Raw genomic sequence first — 16,752 nt, forward strand, 5'->3', positions numbered from 1 at the left:
CGAGAGTCCGCGCGGTAATGCCCGATCCGATCGCCCAGGTGGGAGTGTGCTGCCCGGGGAGCAGCTTGCGCCTCCCGTCCCGGCCGAGCAGGACCGGGCCGATTCGCCTGAGGTGAACCTGCTCCGTCACCGCTGCTCCCGTTGGCCGGTGAGCCGGGCGATCTCTTCGGGCGATCGCCGGAGCCCGACAGCAGCGAAACCCGGTGGCGGCGACCGGCGCGTCAGCTCTACGGGTAGATCCAGACCTGGCCCGCAGCGGCGCCTACCGGAGTGTGAGCGAGCGTGGGATGCACGGTCGTGGACACCTCGCGCGGCGGTTTGGCCTCGAGCCCGAGTGACTTCGCTCTCGTCGAGCGGGGCTCACTTCCGACGAAGCGGATCGAGCGGTCTCTGGTGGGCGGCCGCTCTCCGGACCTTCACCGCAAGATCATGCATCGCCGACTCGGGCGGCTGTAGCCGAGAGGTTTCACGCCAGCGGGGAAGGGCCGGGGGGTGAGCAACGTCGATCTCGTTTTCGCGCTGGCCGGTGCCGGCGCCCTGCTGGCCGCCGTCCTGCCCGGCGTGCTGCGCCGGCTGCCCTTCTCCCTCCCGCTCGTCTGCCTGCTCGGCGGCATGCTGCTGTTCTGGCTGCCGCTCCCGCTGTCGGCGCCCGACCCGGTCGCGCACCGCGTGGCGATCGAGCACGTCACCGAGATCTGCGTGGTCATCTCCCTGATGGGCGCCGGGCTGGCGCTCAACCGCAGGGTGGGTCTGCACCGCTGGTCGTCGACCTGGCGGCTGCTCGGCTGGACGATGCCGCTGACCATCGTCGCCGTGGCGCTGCTGGCGTCCTGGCTGCTGGGCTGGCCGCCGGCGGCGGCGCTCCTGCTCGGCGCGGTGCTGGCGCCGACCGACCCGGTGCTGGCCTCCGACGTCCAGGTGGGCGAGCCGGTCGATGCGGAGAACGCCGACGACGAGGTCCGCTTCGCGCTCACGTCGGAGGCGGGGCTCAACGACGGCCTGGCCTTCCCCGTGGTCTACGCGGCCATCGCCCTCGCCACCGTCGGCGGGCTGGCGTGGGCGGGGGAGTGGGTGCTGACGGATGTGCTCTACCGGGTGGCGGCCGGGGTGGTCGGCGGGCTGCTCATCGGCCGCCTGCTCGGCCGGCTGTCCTTCCACGCCAGCACCGAGAAGTTGCGCCTGGCCGAGCACCGTGACGGGTTCGTCGCGGTGGCGGCCACCTTCCTCGCCTACGGGCTGACCGAGCTCGTGCAGGGCTACGGGTTCATCGCGGTGTTCGTGACGGCCTGCACCATCCGCAACGCCGAGCGCGACCACGGCTACAACGGCATCCTGCACGGCTTCATCGAGCAGGTCGAACGGCTGCTCACCGCCTGGCTGCTGCTCCTGCTCGGCGGTTTCGTCATCGCGGGCGGGCTGTCCCCGCTCACCTGGCGTGGCGCGGCCGTGTCCGTGCTGCTCCTGCTGGTCGTCCGGCCGCTGACCGGCTGGCTGGCCCAGCTCGGCGGCCCCGGAGGCCCACGCGAACGAGCCGTCATCTCGTTCTACGGCATCCGCGGAATCGGTTCCCTCTACTACCTGGCGTACGCGCTGGGCCACGCCGACTTCGGCGTCCCTGCGGAGGAACTGTGGGCGATCGCCGCGTTCACCGTGCTCGCCTCGGTCGTGCTGCACGGGATCAGCGCGACACCGGTCATGAGGTACATGGACCGGCTGCGCGGCACCCCCGAACCGAAGCCGGTGGGGGAAGGCCATGACTCCTGATCGGCCGGTCCCGCCGATTTAGGCATACCGATACTCAGGCGCCACCCCCCTGTCACAGCGCACGATGCCCTCCTGGCAGCACTCCAGGGGAGGACCACCGTGCGCGAAAGACATCCGACCAGAAGACCGCTGACCTTAGCCGCGATATTCGCGATGCTCCTGGCCCTGCTCCCGCTCGCCGCGCAACCGGCGGCGGCCGAGGCGCCCGGGATCAAGGTCACCTTCAAGATCGAGTACCTCCGGCAGATCGAGGACCCGGACAGCGGCGGCATCGGGGACGGTGACTACTTCCCCCGCGTCAAGATCGCCGATGGCCCGCTGCACCAGGGAGCCCGGATCGAGGACGACGAGTTCGAGCCGTTCGGCCTGCCGGAGACGCCGGGCGGCTGGACGTTCACCCAGGAGAACCTGCCGGGCGACAAGCCGACCGTCGACATCACCGTCACGCTCTGGGACTGGGACGACGGGCTCAACACCAACGACGACCGGATGGACATCAGCCCCAACAACGACGACCTGGAGCTGAACCTGGTCTTCGACCTGCGCTCCGGCACCCTCTCCGGCGACCAGCTCGTCTTCGGCGTCCCGTGCGTGAAGTCGAACGGGCAGCCGGCCAAGGGGGAGAGCTGCATCCAGGGCGACGGCGACCACGGCTTCCCTCGGGACAACGACGGCCGGATCACCCGGATCGGCATCACCGCCTCGGCCGAGATGCCGGACACCGACCTCGACGGCATCCCCGACCTGGTGGAGCTGTCCGGGATCAGGAACCAGGCGGGCACCGTACTCGCCGACCTGCCGGCCCTCGGGGCCGACCCGTGCCGGAAGACCGTCATCCTGCAGCTCGACTACATGGCCGACGTGAACCCCGCCACCCAGCACTCCCACCAGCCCAAGCCGGGCGCGATCACGCTGGCGCGCGACGTGCTGGACCGGGCGCCGTTCCCGGCGGCGAACCCGTGCCCGTACGCGGGAACGCACCGCGCGGGCATCGACCTCATCTACCTCCAGGGCACGCAACTCGCCGAACAGGCGCAGCTCGGGCTCGACAGCAACGCCTACCGGAACGCGCGGAACGCGAACTTCCCCGCCGAGCTGGCCCGCTACGCGCACTACGGGATCTTCGCCCACGACCTGCAGGGCTCCCCGGGCACCTCCGGCCAGTGCTGCGAGCCGAACCGCGACAACAACAAGGACTTCATCGTCACCCTCGGCTCGTGGCGGACGATGTGCGTCGCCGACTTCACCCGTGACTACAACGGCGACGACACCCTGCAGACGACCGCGGCCGGCGACGACGTGACGACCGGGACGCAGATCCACGTCGGCGACAACCGCCGCTGCGACACCACCAGCGCCCACGCCACCGACGTCCAGGTGCTGACCCCCGGCACCGGAGCCGCCGACGCGAAGGTCGGCACCGACCAGGACCAGGCCGGCACGATCCTGCACGAGCTGTTCCACGCGATGGGCCTGCGGCACGGCGGCGACAACAACGACAACTTCAAGCCCAACTACCTGAGCCTCATGAACTACTTCTTCCAGACCGGCATCCCCAACAGCGCGCCGCCGCTGCTGGTGAACCAGATGCGCGACTGGAAGGTCGGCAACGTACGGCTGGGCCTGTCCGGCGGCGGCCTGGCGCAGCTCGACGAGAACAGGTTGAACGAGGCCGCCGGCATCGGCGACGGCACCGACTGGACGTTCTGGTGGACCGACAACGTCGCCAACCCGGCCAGCGGTTTCCGCCCGCTGCGCTCCGGCGCCGGCAACGGCCCGCTGAACTGGAACGACAACGCCACGGCCGGCACCAATATCCCGATCATCGACACCGCCACCGTCCCGGTGGACATCAACGCCGAGAACGGCCTGACCATCCTCAGGGACCACAACGACTGGCCCGCCGTCAAGTTCAGGGCGCAGTCGCCCGACCGGCTCGGCTGGGCGTGCAGCGGCTGGCCCGCCTCGGCTCCCACGTGCGCGGGCGCGGGCGAGAGCGTGGAGAAGGAACTGAGCTTCGACACCGTGATCCGCCAGGAGGTGGCCTTCTTCGCCGCCTACGACCCCGACCTCGCGGTGAAGAAGACCGTCGACAAGGCCGACGCCGAGCCGGGCGACACCCTCACCTACCAGGTACGGCTGGACAACATCGGCACCGGTGCGGCCAAGTCGATCGTGGTCAAGGACACCCCGCCGACCGGCGACGTCCAGACCAGGCAGGTCGGGCAGCTCGGCGCGGGCGGCACGGCGACCGAGACCTTCACCTACGTGATCCCGTGCACCGTCGAGGACGCCGCGGTCCTGACCAACAAGGCCCACGTGACCGCCACCGACCTGGCCGGCGGCGCCGAGGCCGCCACGGGCAACAACGACGCGACCGCCGCGACCAAGGCCCACGCGCCCAAGCTCACCCTCGACAAGCGCGCGACCGCCACCGTCAACGCGGGCGAGGCGATCACGGTCGACCTCAAGGCGGCCAACGTCGGCAGCGCCAAGGCGACCGGCGCCGTCCTGACCGACACGCTGCCCAAGGAGGTCTACTACAGCCAGGCGCTCGACCAGGGCGCGGGCCCCAAGCCCTCCCAGGTCACCCGCAACGCCGACGGCACCACGACGCTCACCTGGACGCTTGGCGACCTCGCGGCCGACGGCGACCGGCAGGTGCAGTTCACCGTACGGCCCAGCCTGCTGTTCACCGCGGGCGCCAAGCTCACCGACCAGGCGTCCCTCTCGTACGGCAACGCCCACGGCTGCACCTACGACCCGGTGACCGCGTCGGCCACGACCACGATCACCGAGGTCGCGCCCTCCCGCAACCCGCGTTCGCACGGCTACTGGAAGACCCACGCCGCCGAGCGCACCGCCGAACTGCGGGCCCGCATCCAGGCCACCTACCAGGGCTTCGACACCTCGGCCAGCGGGGCGCTCGACGACCCCGAGGCGCTCGCCGTCCTCTCCGCGGGCGGCCCGCAACCGGGTCCGGCCAAGTTCCAGCTCCTGGCCACGCTCTTCGACCTCGCCGCCCGCCACATCAACGCCGCCACCCGCATCGACAGCCCCCTCACCCGCCGCCTCGGCACAGCCACCGTCGGCGCCGCCGTCCGGTACGCCTTCGCCACGCTGGAGCTGCCGGTGAACAGCTCGTCGGCGCAGCGCTACTCGGACACGACGGCACTGCTGGACGAGATCGTCAACAACCGGAGCGAGGTGTACTGACCGTTTCTCGCGCCCGCCCATCCGGCTCCGGCCGGGTGGGCGGCGGCCCCGTGGCGAAGCAGCACCCGCCCGTCGGAGGCGCGGAAGGCGGCCACCCCCGCGCGCTCGCCTGGGTCAGAGGTGCTTCTTGTAGAACGGGATGAGGTGGTCCAGCGCCACCTTGACCGGCTCGGGCTGGTCGTAGAGATCGTAATGCGAGGCGCCCTCGACGACGACGAGTTCCTTGTCCTTGGAGGCGGCGCGGCCGTAGAGCTCCATGCCGGTGCGGTAGGAGCCGAAGGCGCCCGGCCGGTCGCCGATCACGATGCACAGCGGCTGGGTGAGCAGCACCTCGGCCCGGTCGAGGGCGTCCCAGCCGGCCAGCGCGGCTTGGCGCGAGAACAGGAAGCTGGTGGCGCCGTGCGGCTGGCGGCCTCGATCGGTCTTGTAGTACTCGGTCGCCTCACACAGGTCGATGTCGGTCAGACCGGCCTCCCTGGCGGCCTCCGGCGACGGGGGAAGCAGGTCGTTGACCACCCGGCCGGCACCGCGGGCCTCGGCCGTGCGCTGAGCGGCGATGGCCTCCAGCGCGCCCAGAGCGTCGTAGTTCACGAAACCCTCTCGCATCAGCCGGCCGACGTTGCCGGCGACGACGGTGCCGAGGGCCTTGATCCGGCGCTCGGTCATCGCGGCGCCGATGGCGTATCCGCCGCCGCCGCAGACGGCCAGGACCCCGATCCGGTTCTCGTCCACGTACGGCTGCGCGACCAGGTAGTCGATCACGTAGCTGAAGTCCTGCATCCGGAAGCCCGGGTCCTCGATGAACCGCGGTTCGCCGCCGCTGTCGCCCTGGAAGCTCGCGTCGAACGCGATCGCGACCATGCCCTCCTGCGCCAGCGCCGCGGCGTAGACGTTGCCCGCGGTCTGTTCCTTGCAGCTGCCGGTCGGGTGGGCGCTGATGACCGTGGCGTACTGCCGCTTGTCGTCGAATCCCGGCGGGAAGTAGATGTCCGCCGCGATGTCCCAGGCCAGCGCCTTGATACGGACCGACTTGGTGGTGGCGTTCGCCATTGTCGTCATCTCCTCCGTGGATGGAGCCGAGCGCGATCCCTGACGGGCGTTTCCCGCCGGGCGGTGCAGGGCTCACTACCGATAGTCCGGCAGCCGAGCTGGGGGAGGAAGAGAAAGCTTTATCCTAGGAAGAATCCTGCCCATGATATGGGCGCAGGCAGGGATCCTAGAATGGGTGCATGGCCACCACGTCGACGGCGCTGCAAGAGCTCGGCCGGTTCCTGCGCCGCCGGCGCGGCGAGCTTCAGCCGCACGACGTCGGGCTCGCGCCACGAAGGGGCGAACGGCGACGCGTCAGCGGGCTGCGCCGCGAGGAGGTCGCGCAACTGGCCGCCATCAGCGCCGACTACTACACCCGCATCGAGCAGGGCCGGCTCCCGCCCTCCGCGTCGGTCTTCGCCGCCCTCGTGCGAGTGCTGCGGCTGGACGAGGAGCAGTCCGACTATCTGCGCAGGCTCCTCGCCCGCACGGCATCGCCGCCGCCGGCTCCGGCGCGCGATCGCCGGCGGGGGCGCGGGCAGTCCGTCCGCCCGCAACTCACCCGCCTGCTCGGCCAACTCGATCGCGTGCCCGCCCTGGTGTTCGGACGGCATCTGGACATCCTGGCCTGGAACGACCTCGCCGCCGCCCTGCTGATCGACTTCGCGCACATCGCCGAGCGCGACCGCAACTACGTCCGCCTGGTCTTCACCGACCCGACGATGCGCGCCCGCTACCCCGAGTGGGAGCAGGTCGCCCGCACCTGCGTAGCGGTGCTCCGCATGAACGCCGCAGACAACCCCGCCGATCCGGCACTCTCCCGGCTCGTCGGCGACCTGTCGATCGCCTCGGCGGACTTCCGCCGGTGGTGGGCCGAGCGGCGGGTCGCCCACCAGAACTTCGGCACCAAGCTCGTCCGCCACCCCGTCGTCGGCGACATGGTCCTGGACTGGGACAGCTTCCAGCAGGTCGGCAACCCGGACCAGCAACTCATCATCTGGTCCGCTGAACCCGGCACGGAAGCCGAGGGACGACTCGCCGACCTGCGCACATCCCAGTGAGTGAAGGCGCCGGCTGAGAAGCTCAGGTCGGACGGCGCGTCACCCCACGTCGGTCAGATCCGCCTGGTAGCGGTACTCCCACGGCAGTCCCTCGTAGGCGCCGAAGCACGTGCTGTAGTCGGGATAGCAGATGAAGTGTTGGAGGCCCTTGCCGGCGTTCTCGGTGGTCATCCAGACGTTGACCTTGGTGGCCCCGCCGGGGACGTCCGCGTCGAGGGGAAGGGTCGCGGGGCCGGACTCGGTGCACCAGGTGCTGGAACTCTGCCAGTCCAGCCGCTTGCCGGAGTTGGCGATTCGGGCGTCCGCGTACACCCGCCGGCACCCGACCGCCTTGAAGGCTCCGGTGACGCTGACCGCGCGGTTGTACCAGGTGACCGTGCCCTTGTAGTAGCTCTGTCCGTAAAGGTGCTGGTGGGGTAGGCGGTGGCGCTGGCGGGCGCCGAACCGCAGATCGTCCCGATGACCGACACCACGGCGGCCATGACGGCGCCGGCCTTCCTCTTGCCGCTCTTCGCCCGCGCCATGTCCTTCAGCTTCACCATGACCACCACTCCCTGCTTCTGCCGGCCTCGGTGCCGTTGTTCGGCGACCCCACTCAACTCCGCGCCGACCGGGCGCCGCAAAGCATTCGAGCCGGTTCGAATCCACCACGACGACTGCTAGCGTCGGGCGGTGCTCGTGCTGCGGTTGGATGCCGACACGGTGTCCAGGACCCGGTTGTCGCCCTCTCCGGCGGCGGAGTCGGTGGCCTGGTTGAAGCTCGCCGCGGGGTCGAGGCGGCATCCGGTGTTCGGGGATCCCGGGCCACTCGCCCGCGCGTCTCTCGCCCACCCGGACGTCGCCCTGCTCGCGGAGCTGCTGCCGCAGAACGGCGACACCTACACGCCCGACCTGCTGACCCCGCAGCCAGGGACGGACGCGCAGGGGCATGGCCTGCTTGACGAGCAGGTCGCGCGGATCGAGGCCACGGCGCAGGACGAGCTCGAGACCCAGGTCTTCACCCACACCCGGACCCACTGGAGCAGGCCCCTGCGGGCCGTGACCCGCCGGATCGCCGAGTCCGGGCGGATGCAGCGGCGTCTCGCCAACGGGCTCGCCCGGTTCTGGCGGGACACCCTCGCCGACGGCTGGCCCCGGCTGCGCTCGATCATGGATCAGGACATCGCCCACCGTGCGACCGCCATCGCCACCTACGGCGTCGGCCGAGTGCTCGGAGCGCTTCACCCCGGCATCGAGTGGACCGGTGACGCGGTCACCCTCGCCAAGTCCTGGGACGGCGAGATCGACGTCACCGGCCGGGACCTGGTCCTGGTCCCGGGCGTGCTCAACTGGCCCCACGTCGTCATCCAGGTCGATGTCCCCGGCCAGTTCGTCCTCTACTACCCCGCCCAGCGGGTGGGCGCCGGCCGGGACCGCGGCTTCGGAGGGATCGCCCAAGTGGTCGGGAACGCCCCGCGCGGCCCTGCTGGCGGACCTCGAAACCGCCCGGTCGACCGCGGAGCTCGCCACCCGGACGGGATACAGCCCGGGCACCGTCTCCTACCACCTCGGCGCACTGCACCGCGCCCGCCTCGTCACCAAGGTCAGGGACGGGCGCTACGTGTTGTACCAGCGGACCGCACAGGCCGCCCGCCTTCTGGAAGAGCGATGAGCCGCCCAGCCACTTACTACCTGAAAGAGTGGCGTACACTTCAAAAACAGGAAGTCTGCGGTTAAGGTCGAGAACCTCAGGGTGAGCCCCTGCTTCGCTCGAAAGGAACCGCATGACCACCTTCGTTCTCGTGCACGGCGCCTGGCACGGCCCCTGGGCCTGGGAGCGCCTCACCCCGCTCCTGCACCAGGCCGGAACGCGTACCCTGGCCCCCGCCCTCACCCTGGACGGCGACGCCGGCCTGACCACCCATGTCGATGAGGTCCTCACCTGTCTGGACGGCGCCGCAACCGGCGGTGACGACGTGGTGCTGGTCGGGCACAGCTACGCGGGCCTGGTCGTCCGGCAGGCCGCCGACCGGCGACCCGATCTGGTGAACCACGTCGTCCTGGTCGACGGCTGGGCCGGTGGGGACGGCGCGAGCATGTTCGGCCTGGCGCCCGACGCCTTCGTCAAGGCGATCCGCGCCGCCGCCGACGCCCACGGGGACGGCCGTCTCATCCCGGCCCCGCCCCCGGTGAGCTTCGGCGTCACCGGCCCCGACGACACGCGCTGGCTCGCCCCCCGTCTGCGGCCGCACCCTCTGCGGACCTTCACCGAGGCGACCCGGCTGAGCGGAGCCGTCGACCGGATCCCCGGCACCGCCCTCTACTGCCGGCCGCAGACCTACCCCTTCGACCGGTTCGCCGAGGAGCTCGGCTACCGGACCGTGCCTGTGGACGGCCCGCACGACGTGATGCTGACCCACCCGCAGCAGTTGGCCGAGCTGCTGCTGGATCAGTTCAATAACCAGAAGCGCTGAGTTTATGATGCAGAAGTGGAACAGCGGAACTACAACCAGTACTGCGCGACCGCGCGCACCCTCGACCTCGTGGGCGAACGGTGGACGCTCTTGCTGATCCGTGAACTGCTGACCGGCCCCAAGCGCTTCAGCGACCTGCAGCAGAGCCTGCGGGGCCTGGGCACCGGCCTGCTGGCGGCCCGGCTGAAACACCTCGAACGCGAAGGGCTGGCCCGCAAGGTCACCCTCCCGCCGCCGGCCCGCACCCCCGCATACGCCCTCACTCCAGCCGGGGTGGACCTCGAACCGGTGGTGATGGCGCTGGCCCGGTGGGGGCTGACCTGGGCCATGGACGAACCCCGCGAGCAAGAGGCCTTCCACCCCGGCTGGGCCGTACTCGGCCTGAAGGCCTGCTTCGACGCCGAGGCCGCCGCCGGGCTGAAGGCGCTGTACGAGTTCCGCGTGGAGGAGGAGGTCTTCCACGCGCGCATCGACGACGGCACCATCGAAACCGTGCACGGCCCGGCCCAGCACCCCGACGTGGTCATCACGACCGGCCGGGAGACCTTCCGCGACCTCGCCGCCAGCAGGTCGACCCTCGAAGCGGCGATCAGCAGCGGCGCGGCCTCCGCCTCCGGCGACCGGCAAGCCCTGCGCCGGCTCCACCGGCTGTTCCGCCTGCCGTACCCGCGAACCCGGTCCCCGGCTCCGGCCTCCGCGTCATGACGCGGAGGCCGGCATCAAGATCCACGGGCTGTCAACCCTGACGTTCGTCCAATCCCGGCCCTGCCGTTCGACCAAGGTGCCTGGATGCTGCCGTTCCTATGGTCGGGGGCCATGAGAACTGACTCCTGGAATGTCGGTCGCCGGCTGCTGGGCTCGACGGTGTTGCTGGGTGCGGGGGCGGGAGCCGTCACCTGGCTTGCTCCGGGCGGGTTGGGCGAGGCCGGTCCGGTGAAGGTCGGGGGCGGGGCGTCGGCCTCCGCGTACCGAGAGGTGACCGGGGCGATGGCCGAGGCGCCGGCATGGGTGGGCACGGTGCTGGAGGTGGCCACGGAGGGCACCCTCGTGGTTCTCGGGCTGCTGCTGGTCCTGGTCTGGTGGCTCGCCGTCCGCCGCAAGGACGCCCACGGGGTCGGCGCCACTGTCCTGATCGTTATCGGCACCGTCGCCGCCTACGGGATCAGTGAGGCGGTGAAGCTGGTGGTGGACGAGGAGCGGCCCTGTCGGGTGGTGCGGGGAGCGGCGGCGATCGCGGAATGTCCCACGGTGGGGGATTGGTCGTTCCCGAGCAACCATGCCGCGCTGGCCGCGGGGCTCGCGGTCGGGCTGGCCGTACTGCGTCCCCGCCTCGCCGCGGTGACCCTGCCGGTGGCCGCGGCGGCGGCGCTGCTGCGGGTCATGGTGGGGGTCCACTACCCGCACGACGTGCTCGCCGGCGCGATCCTCGCCGCCACCGTGGTGGCGGCGGTACTGCTCGCGTTCACGCCGCAGGTGGCGCGGCTGGTGTCACCGCTGCTCGGCCGCCTGGGCGGGGACGACTCCGGCCTCGTGCGCCACCACGGCCGCCGCCGCCCGGTTGTCGACGGCCAGGCGGGCCAGGATTGAGCTGACGTGGGCTTTGACCGTCCCCTCCACCACGTGCAGCCGGCGGGCGATCTGGCCGTTGGACAGCCCGCCGCCGAGGAAGGCCAGCACCTCGCGTTCCCGGGCGGTGAGCGCCTCGATCCGCTTGCGGGCGGTGTCGCGCCGGCCGGCCAGGGCTCCCGCGCTGGTCGCCGCGAGATGGGCGACCACCCGGGCGGCGACCTTCGGTGACAGGTACGCCGCACCGTCGGCCACCGCGCGGACTCCCGCGATCAGTTCCTCGGGCTCACCGGACTTGATCAGGAACCCCGCGGCTCCGCCGCCGAGCGCTTGCAGGATGTAGTCGTCCTCGCCGAACGTCGTCAGGATGACCACACCGGTGGCCGGGACCGTCCTGCGGATCTCCGCGGCGGCTTCGATGCCGCTGAGTCTCGGCATGCGGATGTCGAGCACGGCCACCTGAGGGCGGTGGCGCTGCACCAGTTCCACCGCCTCGTGGCCGTCGGCGGCCTCGGCGACGATCGTGAGCTCCGGGTCAGCGGACAGTACGGCCCGCACGCCCGCGCGGATCATCGGCTCGTCGTCGGCGATCAGCACGCGGATCATCGGACGCTCACGCGGCGAGCACGTCCGCGGACACCAGCTTGCCCGCCCGGAAGCACAGCCGGTAGGCGTCCCCGGACCGGTCGTCGAAAGGATCGGCGGTCATCGCGTAGTACTCGCACGTCATGCCCTGTTCTGCTGATTCTGCGGCCCCTGGTCGATGGGCCGTCTGCTGGTCCGGCAGATACCGCCCCACCTCGGAACGATCCTGCCCGATCCGCAGGGCGGCGTAGTGCTCCGGAGCCAGCACCGACTGCCCCGCCGTCAGCATCTCCCGCCCTCGCAGGACCCCGCCGAGCAGCGCGCCCGTCACCAGGGGCAGCAGGAACGCGGCGGTCAGGGTGCGGCCGAGCCGGCGGCGGGCGCGCCGGTGCGCCTGCGGTACGGCACCGCCCGCGGCGGGCGACGCGAGACCGGGGAGGTGCGGCGATGGCGCCGCAGGGGTGTGCGGGAGCCGGGCTCGGACGGCGAAGCCACTGCCCGAGGGACCGTAGGTGAGGGAGCCACCGGCCAGCCGGACGCGTTCGTTCAGGCCGATGAGGCCGCGGCCCCCGCCCCGGGACGGGAACTCGACGATGTCCGCGGGGCCGTTCTCGACCAGGACCTCGGTCTCCGTGGCCGTGTGCCGGACCTGGACGGCCGCTGCCGCACCGGGCGCGTGCTTGGCGACGTTGGTCAGCGCCTCCTGCACGATGCGGTGCGCGGCCCGTTCGACCACCGGCGGCAGATCGCCCCTCTCGCCCTCGACGGACAACGTGACCGCGAGGCCGGACGCGGACGCCTTGCCGACCAGGTCCGCGAGGTCGGCACCGACCGGCTGGGCCGGCGCCCCGTCCGTCTCCTCGCGCAGGATGCCGATCACCTCCCCGAGGCGCTCCACGGCGCCCGCCGCCCTCGCCCTGATGTCCGCCGCGGACGTCCGGTGCGCCTCCGGCAGATCGGGCGCGAGCTTCATGGCGGCGGCCGACAGGGCGATCAGGCTGAGGTCGTGGCCCAGGACGTCGTGCATGTCCTGGGCGATCCGGGTCCGCTCACGCAACCGGGCCTGCTCGGCGACGAGCCGCTGCTCCCGTTCCAGATGCTCGGCCCGCTCCCAGCCGGCCCGGACGAGTTCCCGGTACTGGCGCCGGAACCGGCCCGCGAACCAGGGCAGCATGCCGGCCCCCACCACCACCGCCACGAACCGGCCCCCCAGTCCGATCCAGGAAGGGAACACCGAGACCGCCACCACGACGACCGCGAGCACCGCGACCAGCACGAGCGCCGCCGACCGGGCCCGCCCGGACCGCGACCCCGCCACGAACGCGGCGACCGCGGTCGGCACGGCCCACCACAGGCTGATGACACTCAACCCCGCGGCCACCGTGGCCACCGCGCTCAGCACGGGCGGCCACCACCCTCCAGCGTGCTCGGTTCTCGCTCTTTCCACGACCGTGACGATACGCAGAGCCGTGGAGCACCGGCACCGCCGAAAGTCCCATACGCAGCGCCAGGAAACCGGGATCAGGCGCTCGGGCGGTGTCCGGGGCTCAGATGGCCGAGGATCAGGCGCGCCACTCCGTCCGGAGCCTCCAGGTGCATGTCGTGGCCGGTGGCCAGGTCGGCGAGGGACAGCAGCGGGGTCTGCGCGGCGGCTGCCCTCAGTTCGCGAGCGAAGCCGCGGACGTAGGCGTCGAAGGCCGCCGAGACGGCCGGAGGCAGCATCGCACTCAGGTCCGAGCCGCTGGAGGAGACCACGAGGAGGGGGCAGCGGGCCGCCCGGTAGACGGCGACGAGGTCGAGCGCGTCCATCTGCGCGATGAAATGGGTCATCTCCGGATCGCCCGCCGTCTGTTCGGCGAGGAACGCCCGCATGGTGTGCTCGGCTTCGACGGGGTCGACCCCGTCGAAGGGGCCGGTGGGGTTGGTGTGCCCGTCCAGATTGACGGCCAGCGGGCAGCCGGGGTGCTCTGAGGCCCACAGGGCCGCGACGATGCCGCCCAGCGAGTGCCCGACCACGGCGGGACGCTCCAGTCCGTGGGCCAGGATCGCCTCACCCACGAACTCGACGGCTCCGGCCCACGACCACGAGCCCAGATCCGGCAACTCGACCGCCACGGTGCGTAGCCCCGCCGCCTCCAGCAGGGGTGCGGCGAGCCGCCAGTCCGTGGACGTCCGGCCACCGCCGGGCAACAGCAGAATCTCCGTCACCGTGGCACCCTCTCGGCCTGGCGGCCGGCCCGGCAACCTGATTTCGGCCTTCGGCTGCTGGTCATCCGTCCGTGGCCGGGCTTCGGCCGGGGTGGTCGGTGAGGCCGCGTCCGGTGGCTGCCATCGCTGCCAGCAGCACCGCTTCGCCTAGGTTGCCGAGGATGGGTACGGCGACGGCGGCTCCGGCCGAGGTGAGGAGGGCGATCGCCCCCAGGGCCAGCCAGGGCCGCCGCCGCCGTCGCCAGATGGCGAGGCCGGCGGCCAGGAGCGCCACGGTGGTGACGAGCGCGGCCACAGGAGGTCCGCCCGGCTCCGCGTCGACGTAGCGCAGGGTGTCCAGCCAGTGCCGGGGCTCCAGCCGCAGCCCGCTGAGGGCCACGACGTCGAAGACGATCAGCACCCCGGCCACCACCCACGCCGATACGGCGAGGCCCCGCCGCGCCACCCAGGCCAGCATCCGGGCCGGGACGCTGAGGTCCCGCCGCTCCGCCCCGTCCACGACCCGGACGGGGACGGTGAGGTCCCGCTGGTCCTTCCCATCCGAGACCTCGGCCGGTACGGCGGGGCGGTGTCGTGCCAGGGTTGCGGCGTGCACGATGAGGAGCGGCGTGAGCACCGCGTGCAGGGCGAAACGGCCGACGTTGAGTGCCTCGAGGGCCGGCCCCTCGCCGAGGAGCCGGCCGGACGCGATGATCGCCGAGTCGGCGGCGATCCCCAGCCCGACCGCCACCGGAAGCCACAGCCCGGATCGCGCCAGCCGTACGGAAAGCGCGATCTGGACCAGCGCCAGCCCGGCGTAGAGGGCGGAGATCACGGCTCGTGGTCGACGACGGCGCGAGCGGCCAGCCGTGGCCGGAGCCAGGCGGCCACCTCGAGGTGCGCGGGATGCTCCTGGTAACCGCGCAGGGCCTCGGGCGAGGCATGGACGGTGATCAGGCACAGGTCGTAGGAGACCGGCGTGCCGAGCGTGTCCAGTCCGACGGTGAGGTCCTCGATCTGTTCGACGCGGCCGTTCAGCCCGTCGAGGAGTTCCTTGGCCTTGGGCGCGTCGGCGGGATCGGCGAACTTCATCAGGACCACGTGGTGCAGCACGTCAGCCTCGCTCGTGGACGACGGTGACGAGGGGGTCGGCGGCGTCGCCGAAGCCGTAGATGTAGGCCGCGGCCAACTGATCGCCCAGGCTGGCGCGCAGGAACAGGGCGCTCCACTTGGCGGCGGTGTCGATGCTGTCGTCCTGGGAGAGCGTCTGGGGTGTCGGGTCGGGGCGGGCGCCGGGCGGGGTCTGGGTGTCGGTCAGGCCGAAGTGGTTGGCTCCGTGCACGGTTACGTAAGCCTTGGGCGGTGCGGCGAGCGCGTCGTAGGTGGCCCGCGCGGTGGCGGGGAGGTTGACGCCGTCGGCGTCGCCCTGCACCAGGGCCACCGGCACACCGGCGTTGGCGATGGGCGCGCCCGTGCTCGCGCCGTAGAAGGCGGCGGCGCGCAGGGCTGCGGGGCGCTGGTAGACGGGGCCGAAGCAGAACGGCGGGGTGCAGGCGTTGCCGAGAGAGAACAGTCCGGCGGCGCCGCCGAAGGAGTGCCCGAGCAGGACCAGCCGGCCGGGGTCGAGGCGCCCGGCGAAGGGGGAGCCCGCGCGGGTGTTCTCCGCGGTGGCCCAGTCCACGGTGGCCTGCAGTTGGAGGCTCTCGGGGAAGAGCCCCGTTACCGGTCCGACGGCGCGCCGGTGGTCGGGCACCGCCACGGCGAAGCCGAAGCCGGCGACGGTTTTGGCGAAGCGGGTGTAGCTCTCCTTCGGGACGTTGCCGCCCTGGAGTAGCAGCGCGACCGGGAGGGGGCCGCGGCCGGGAGGCAGGTGGACGGTGGCGGGGTCGGCTCCGATGTGCGTTTCGTGGCTGCTCACCCAGCCGGGCGTGGCGGCCTGCGCCGGGGGTGCCACCGCCAGGACGGCGACCGCGGCCACCCCGGCGACGCCCAGCCGCCTCAAAAAGGCCAGCCATCCAGAAAAGGCCGGCCGCCTCAAGAAGGCCAGCCGTCCCGAAAAGGCTGGCCGCCGCAAAAGGGCCGGCCGCCCCGGAAAGGCCGGCTGCCCGGAAAGGGCCGGCCGCCGCAAGATGGCCGGCCGTCCGAAAGAGGCGGGCCGTCTCAGGAAGGTCATGATGATTGTTCTCCGATCGTGGCGGGAACCGGTGAGGCGGCGCGCAGCCGCCAGACGGCCACGGCGAAGGCCGTCCAGATGAGCGTGTTGAGCGACTCCTCGACCCACTGCAGGGCGATCGGCTGCTCGGGGCGCGAGGCGAGCAGCCCCATCGCGTAGGTGCCGAGGAGGTTGAAGCCGAACAGGAGCCGCCCGGCGAGCTGCCGCGACAGCAGCAGCAGGCGGATGGAGAGGATGGTCGCGCAGACCGTCGTGACTATCAGCAACGGCCAGACCGCCCCGGTGGCGACCGCGGCGGCCAGCCCGGCCAGGGTGAAGCCCGCGAACGCCCACAGCGGCGCCCTGGGACGAAGCACCGCCCAGGCCAGCAGCGCGAACCCGGGCGCGAACAGGTAGAACTGCGCCCCGGACAGCAGGGCGACATCGGGCCCGCCGACCGCGACCAGCAGCTTCCACAGCGCCTTCAGCGCGCCGCCGAGGACGACGAGCGTGCCGCCCAGGCCGCCCGCCGCGCGAGCGGGTCCGGCGAGCAGCGGCACCAGCAGGACGACGCCCGCCGCCATGGCGAGCACCGGCAGGAAGTCGACGAGAGCCAGGGAGAGGGGGTAGTCCACGAGACCTCCCGGATGGAAACGATGTTTCCAAAATAGCCGCGCGGGCCGTTGACGGGAAACGGCGTTTCCATAACGATGTGCGGCACGAGGACCTGCGGCCGAGG

General features: G+C 71.8%; 16 protein-coding genes and 1 pseudogene. 8 read left to right on the top strand and 9 right to left on the bottom strand.

Annotation, left to right across the window (positions count from 1 at the left end):
• Window positions 1-492 precede the first annotated feature (492 nt).
• A complete protein-coding gene (locus AB0I67_RS20695; RefSeq protein WP_357925792.1) occupies window positions 493-1,764 on the top strand; it encodes a cation:proton antiporter in 1,272 nt (423 codons plus the stop codon).
• A gap of 153 nt (window positions 1,765-1,917) precedes the next feature.
• Entirely contained in the window at window positions 1,918-4,980 is a 3,063-nt protein-coding gene (locus tag AB0I67_RS20700) for a CARDB domain-containing protein (RefSeq protein ID WP_357925795.1), read from the top strand.
• Between the two features lie 114 nt (window positions 4,981-5,094).
• Here the strand turns inward: AB0I67_RS20700 and AB0I67_RS20705 are convergent, their stop codons facing one another.
• The gene (locus tag AB0I67_RS20705; protein WP_357925798.1) at window positions 5,095-6,030 is read right to left on the bottom strand and encodes an alpha/beta hydrolase; all 936 of its coding nucleotides are present in this window, start codon (window positions 6,028-6,030) and stop codon (window positions 5,095-5,097) included.
• Between the two features lie 179 nt (window positions 6,031-6,209).
• Between AB0I67_RS20705 and AB0I67_RS20710 the strand changes: the two genes are divergently transcribed.
• Complete coding sequence (locus AB0I67_RS20710; RefSeq protein WP_357925800.1) at window positions 6,210-7,070, top strand: helix-turn-helix domain-containing protein; 861 nt, start codon at window positions 6,210-6,212, stop codon at window positions 7,068-7,070.
• Between the two features lie 39 nt (window positions 7,071-7,109).
• Here AB0I67_RS20710 and AB0I67_RS20715 read toward each other — a convergent pair whose 3' ends face one another.
• Entirely contained in the window at window positions 7,110-7,382 is a 273-nt protein-coding gene (locus AB0I67_RS20715; protein ID WP_357925803.1) for a hypothetical protein, read from the bottom strand.
• A gap of 474 nt (window positions 7,383-7,856) precedes the next feature.
• On the opposite strand from AB0I67_RS20715, the pseudogene AB0I67_RS20720 reads away from it, so the two are divergent.
• From AB0I67_RS20720 to AB0I67_RS20740, 5 genes and pseudogenes are all read left to right on the top strand, one after another.
• Window positions 7,857-8,453, top strand: a pseudogene (locus AB0I67_RS20720) (DUF5937 family protein); the annotation flags it as partial.
• A complete protein-coding gene (locus AB0I67_RS20725; RefSeq protein WP_357926350.1) occupies window positions 8,425-8,721 on the top strand; it encodes a helix-turn-helix domain-containing protein in 297 nt (98 codons plus the stop codon). The pseudogene AB0I67_RS20720 and the gene AB0I67_RS20725, both read left to right, overlap by 29 nt.
• 112 nt (window positions 8,722-8,833) lie before the next feature.
• Entirely contained in the window at window positions 8,834-9,523 is a 690-nt protein-coding gene (locus AB0I67_RS20730; RefSeq protein WP_357925805.1) for an alpha/beta fold hydrolase, read from the top strand.
• 15 nt (window positions 9,524-9,538) lie between these two features.
• Entirely contained in the window at window positions 9,539-10,228 is a 690-nt protein-coding gene (locus AB0I67_RS20735; protein ID WP_357925808.1) for a helix-turn-helix domain-containing protein, read from the top strand.
• 111 nt (window positions 10,229-10,339) lie between these two features.
• Complete coding sequence (locus tag AB0I67_RS20740; protein WP_357925810.1) at window positions 10,340-11,110, top strand: phosphatase PAP2 family protein; 771 nt, start codon at window positions 10,340-10,342, stop codon at window positions 11,108-11,110.
• On the opposite strand, the gene AB0I67_RS20745 is transcribed toward AB0I67_RS20740, so the two are convergent.
• The 7 genes from AB0I67_RS20745 to AB0I67_RS20775 all read right to left on the bottom strand — a co-directional run bounded on the left by AB0I67_RS20745 (window position 11,012) and on the right by AB0I67_RS20775 (window position 16,648).
• Window positions 11,012-11,695, bottom strand: coding sequence for a response regulator transcription factor (locus AB0I67_RS20745; protein WP_357925813.1), 684 nt, complete (start codon window positions 11,693-11,695; stop codon window positions 11,012-11,014). The two genes, AB0I67_RS20740 and AB0I67_RS20745, sit on opposite strands and share 99 nt — an antisense overlap.
• Window positions 11,696-11,702: 7 nt before the next feature.
• A complete protein-coding gene (locus AB0I67_RS20750) occupies window positions 11,703-13,121 on the bottom strand; it encodes a histidine kinase (RefSeq protein ID WP_357925815.1) in 1,419 nt (472 codons plus the stop codon).
• Window positions 13,122-13,195: 74 nt separating this feature from the next.
• Window positions 13,196-13,882 (bottom strand): alpha/beta hydrolase, encoded by a 687-nt coding sequence (locus AB0I67_RS20755; RefSeq protein ID WP_357925816.1) that lies wholly within the window; start codon window positions 13,880-13,882, stop codon window positions 13,196-13,198.
• 61 nt (window positions 13,883-13,943) lie between these two features.
• Window positions 13,944-14,696, bottom strand: coding sequence for a hypothetical protein (locus AB0I67_RS20760; RefSeq protein ID WP_357925818.1), 753 nt, complete (start codon window positions 14,694-14,696; stop codon window positions 13,944-13,946).
• Complete coding sequence (locus AB0I67_RS20765) at window positions 14,693-14,974, bottom strand: Dabb family protein (RefSeq protein WP_357925820.1); 282 nt, start codon at window positions 14,972-14,974, stop codon at window positions 14,693-14,695. The genes AB0I67_RS20760 and AB0I67_RS20765 overlap by 4 nt, the downstream gene beginning before the upstream one ends.
• 1 nt (window position 14,975) lies before the next feature.
• A complete protein-coding gene (locus AB0I67_RS20770; RefSeq protein ID WP_357925821.1) occupies window positions 14,976-15,863 on the bottom strand; it encodes a hypothetical protein in 888 nt (295 codons plus the stop codon).
• Window positions 15,864-16,030: 167 nt separating this feature from the next.
• Window positions 16,031-16,648 (bottom strand): hypothetical protein, encoded by a 618-nt coding sequence (locus tag AB0I67_RS20775; protein WP_357925823.1) that lies wholly within the window; start codon window positions 16,646-16,648, stop codon window positions 16,031-16,033.
• Between the last annotated feature and the right edge of the window lie 104 nt (window positions 16,649-16,752).

It is taken from the genome of Nonomuraea sp. NPDC050310 (assembly GCF_040655795.1).
Taxonomy (GTDB): domain Bacteria; phylum Actinomycetota; class Actinomycetes; order Streptosporangiales; family Streptosporangiaceae; genus Nonomuraea.